The sequence below is a fragment of the Acidobacteriota bacterium genome (assembly GCA_003225175.1).
Lineage (GTDB): Bacteria > Acidobacteriota > Terriglobia > Terriglobales > Acidobacteriaceae > Gp1-AA112.
The window spans coordinates 1-3,389 of sequence record QIBA01000168.1; the positions used below are offsets into that span (position 1 = coordinate 1).

A 3,389-nucleotide genomic window follows, 5' to 3' on the forward strand; every position below is an offset into this window, starting at 1 on the left:
GGAGGGAATCGATGTTTGCTGGCTTTAGTGACCCATTTGAAGCCTTGTTAACACTACAGCGGGCGCTCGATGCACGTATCGCGAGCGACTGGATGGGACGGGGCACCGCTGCTATCGGCAGTTTTCCGCCAATAAACATGTTCCAGAAGGGCGATGACTACGTCGCAATAATCGAATTGCCGGGCATTGACAAAAACGATCTCGAGATTGAGGCGAAAGAGAATACCATTCGGATTTGCGGCAAAAAGACCGTTGCCTATGGCGAGCAAGCGAGCGTTCACCGTCGCGAGCGTATCTCTGGTGTTTTTGACCGCACTTTGTCCGTTCCAATTCGAATCGAACCTGATCGTATCATGGCCGAATATCGCGATGGTCTGCTTGCGCTGTTCATACCGAGGGCAGAGGCCGATAAGCCGCGCTCTATTAAGATTAGCTGAGGAGATAATGAAATGTCAGATTCACAGGAACTGCAGGTCCAGCAGAAGCGCGAGGTCGAGAAGAAGACTGAGGGCACCACGTCTGGGCGAGTATTCTTGCCAGTGACAGACATTTTCGAGACTCCTGAGGCGCTGACAGTTGTTCTTGAAATGCCGGGCGTCGATCGTGACAGCATCGAGGCGAGCGTCGATGATGATGTAGTTACTATTGAGGGTCGAATTGACTTCACGAAGTATGAGGGAATGCAGCCGCTTTATACCGAATACAACGTGGGCCACTATGCGCGCAGCTTCCAAATCTCCAACAAGATTGATCAAACTAAGATTAGCGCTTTAATGAAGGATGGGGTGGTCACGATCGTGCTGCCGAAGGCAGAACAGGCTAAACCTCGCAAGGATTACAAGAGTCCTTACGCCTTTCTGGCGAAGGACTTGATTTACGAGCTGGAAGACGACTTGGAGACGAGGGTCGATTGGTTGCCAGGCTCGCATGGATCAGCCGAAGGCGAAGGGGAAATGAACGAACTGGAGCCATCCTCCGGCTGGTGAGATCGGGCTAAACGAAGAAGATAGAATGCTTTTCGAGGACGGCGGGTTTTTGGATCCTGATTGCCGAAACCGTTATAGCGACCTTGGGCTTCCTCGGTCTTGCTTTTAGTCGAATCGGCAACGAGATGCCTGATCGCCTGAGGAAGCGAGAGCCAAACGAACAGTCGGCCTCACCGGATCTGCCTAATCCGTTTCCAACAGAGTCGAACGAAGAAGCAAGGGCACCGTTTGGGCGCGGGCCTAAGGCGAAGAAATAAGAAAATCGCGTGGGCTGATGTGGAGCACACGGAGACGCCTGGATCATATCCGTTTTTGGATGGCATGGTCGATATCGAGAAACGGCATATCGAAATCTGGAAATCGAATCCAACGGCACTCTTTCAGGTAGCTCCCTTTCAGGGCCTCAACGAGACACCACGATACGTTTTGGGCTCTTGGGAGTGACCCTGCCGAAAACCGCCGACTGATGAAGTTGGTACTGAAAGGGGACACGACTTGAACCGCGAATTGCGCCTTGCGCGCCCGCCCAAGTTGCTAAAGGATTGGGCGTCCAGGTTGGGGGGTACGGCGTCATGCGTCTAATATCGACCATCCTCGTTGCTACGCTTCTTCCCATCCGTCGCGCTTGCAAGAGGCGGGTACACGCCGCACACCGCGCCGCACTACAGCACTCGCTCGGTGAGGGCGGCGCCGATCTACCGTAGCGCTCCCATGGTCCGAACATCTCCTGCGGTTCGAAGCCATCAAGGCGTTTCGCCGACTGTCCAGCATCCATCATTCTCGCGGCCCGCGATCGTCCATGCTCCGACCGTTCAGCATGTGCCCAGTGGCTTTCGAAGCGGGCCGATTCAGTTCAGTCGGCCACTGCACGTGCCTCGCGTCACTCGCGAAGTGGCGCGGCGTGTGCCATGGCGGGGTCTCTTTATCGCCGTGCCTGCAGTCACTGCTCTTGGTGCACCGGTATGGCTCGATGTGCCCGACCTAGGTGAGATCAGTGTTGATGAGCAGATTTACATTACCGAGATATACCCGCTGCTGAGCTCAGAGCAGGAAGCGGATCGCGAGCGCGCCTACATTCGCTTAAAGGAAATTGCTGAGGCGCAGCCGACGATCAAAGAGGCGGACTCCGCAGCACGCGACGATGGCGTTCCATTGATTCGTACATGCAAGCCGATTGGCGACTGCGATCAGGCTCGTGAATGGGCACGCTTTGCCAAAGCCTGATCTGCGGCAAGTCTCGCACCTCGGTCGTCGTGCAATTCGTCCAGGCTCTTCAGGTAATTGACTGCTGCTATTTGCAAGAGATCGAAATCGAAATCGCCGGCAGCGCCAAGATCGGTGAGGTAACGATGGAGGGCGGAACGCCTGTGATCGTCCTCGCTGATACCGCTGTGGACTAGCAAGTAGTTCCTCCAGGCGAACGCGCACGCACCTTCTCTTGGCTGAAAAGTCATGAGCACCTCACAGAGAAATACTGAGAGGGGAAAGAAAAATTAGCGGTCCGTTCCGTTCCGGAAGTCTCTTGGATGTGAATGGTGTTCCCTAGCTGCGCCGCAATGTTTGTGCGCTGCCGCCGTCGGCTCGGTCAACCGATGTGTTCCCATTGGATCATCACTGCAGCCATTGTATTGCGATCAGTGGCCATCGGTGGCCGGACGATATCCGCATGTCAGACTTGGAGCCGGGTTTCGTCTGCCAAGCGTGCGGCACCAAGGGAGCCAACGTCAGGCCGGACTTTGAAGGCAACAAAAAGCAGCACAATCGGCAGCGGCCGGGACTGCTGACCGCGATTGTGTGAATCGCGGGCATAAGGCAATTCCACTGTTTCGGAAAACAATGGAGCGTGTAGCCTACGCGGGGCGCCGAACTGGCGCCCTTCTGAGACAATGGGCCGGCCCAGCGAGGCCGCTTCCCTGCCTGTTAGCTAAATTGCACCGGAGGAAACCGTGTCCCCATTGACCTCAGCGGAGTGCCTGGCAATCGCCGAACGTAAAATGGCTGAGGCAATTGGCGACCGCAGGCATGGGAAAGAGCTCAAATTGACGGCTCAAGCTTGGGTGGTTCTCGCTGAGCAGGTTAGAAAGGCCGAGGAGCTTCAACAACAGGCCGAGGTGCTTAAAACAATGAAGCTTGCCCCGGACATCGCCAGGACAGCCGCCAGCTCCCACTGCTGTTCCTTAAAACAAATTGCCGACGACATCCGGAATTTCCACCTCGCTCATCCTGCAGGTTACGCTTAAAACGTCGCCATGGTTTGGCGGGACTCCCGCGCACCAGTGACCCCAATGGCTCGTCGCAGCTCAAGTTTTCGCGGCTGTATCGAGAGTGACGCCACAACGCGCAAGAAAAAGCCGCCCGGGCGTTACTCCGTGCGGCTCTTTTTTGCGGCTGCCGGTTCCAACC

General features: G+C 55.8%; 6 protein-coding genes. 5 read left to right on the forward strand and 1 reads right to left on the reverse strand.

Annotation, left to right across the window (positions count from 1 at the left end):
• The 3 genes from DMG62_24100 to DMG62_24110 form a co-directional block, all read left to right on the forward strand.
• Positions 1-437: hypothetical protein (locus DMG62_24100; protein PYY19960.1), on the forward strand; the 437-nt coding region annotated here is incomplete at its 5' end.
• Between the two features lie 12 nt (positions 438-449).
• Positions 450-986 (forward strand): heat-shock protein Hsp20, encoded by a 537-nt coding sequence (locus DMG62_24105; GenBank protein ID PYY19961.1) that lies wholly within the window; start codon positions 450-452, stop codon positions 984-986.
• Positions 987-1,697: 711 nt separating this feature from the next.
• Positions 1,698-2,210 (forward strand): hypothetical protein, encoded by a 513-nt coding sequence (locus DMG62_24110; protein ID PYY19962.1) that lies wholly within the window; start codon positions 1,698-1,700, stop codon positions 2,208-2,210.
• Here the strand turns inward: DMG62_24110 and DMG62_24115 are convergent.
• Positions 2,174-2,440: a hypothetical protein gene (locus tag DMG62_24115; GenBank protein PYY19963.1), complete on the reverse strand. Its 267-nt coding sequence runs from the start codon at positions 2,438-2,440 to the stop codon at positions 2,174-2,176. The two genes, DMG62_24110 and DMG62_24115, sit on opposite strands and share 37 nt — an antisense overlap.
• Before the next feature lie 149 nt (positions 2,441-2,589).
• Between DMG62_24115 and DMG62_24120 the strand changes: the two genes are divergently transcribed.
• Entirely contained in the window at positions 2,590-2,784 is a 195-nt protein-coding gene (locus tag DMG62_24120; GenBank protein ID PYY19964.1) for a hypothetical protein, read from the forward strand.
• Between the two features lie 157 nt (positions 2,785-2,941).
• Positions 2,942-3,226, forward strand: coding sequence for a hypothetical protein (locus tag DMG62_24125; GenBank protein ID PYY19965.1), 285 nt, complete (start codon positions 2,942-2,944; stop codon positions 3,224-3,226).
• The last annotated feature ends 163 nt before the right edge of the window (positions 3,227-3,389 follow it).

What these genes read in the sequence shown, in the direction of transcription:
- DMG62_24115 (PYY19963.1), bottom strand. Translation starts at nt 2,440, where the DNA reads ATGACTTTTCAGCCAAGAGAAGGTGCGTGCGCGTTCGCCTGGAGGAAC.
- DMG62_24105 (PYY19961.1), top strand. Translation starts at nt 450, where the DNA reads ATGTCAGATTCACAGGAACTGCAGGTCCAGCAGAAGCGCGAGGTCGAG.
- DMG62_24110 (PYY19962.1), top strand. Translation starts at nt 1,698, where the DNA reads ATGGTCCGAACATCTCCTGCGGTTCGAAGCCATCAAGGCGTTTCGCCG.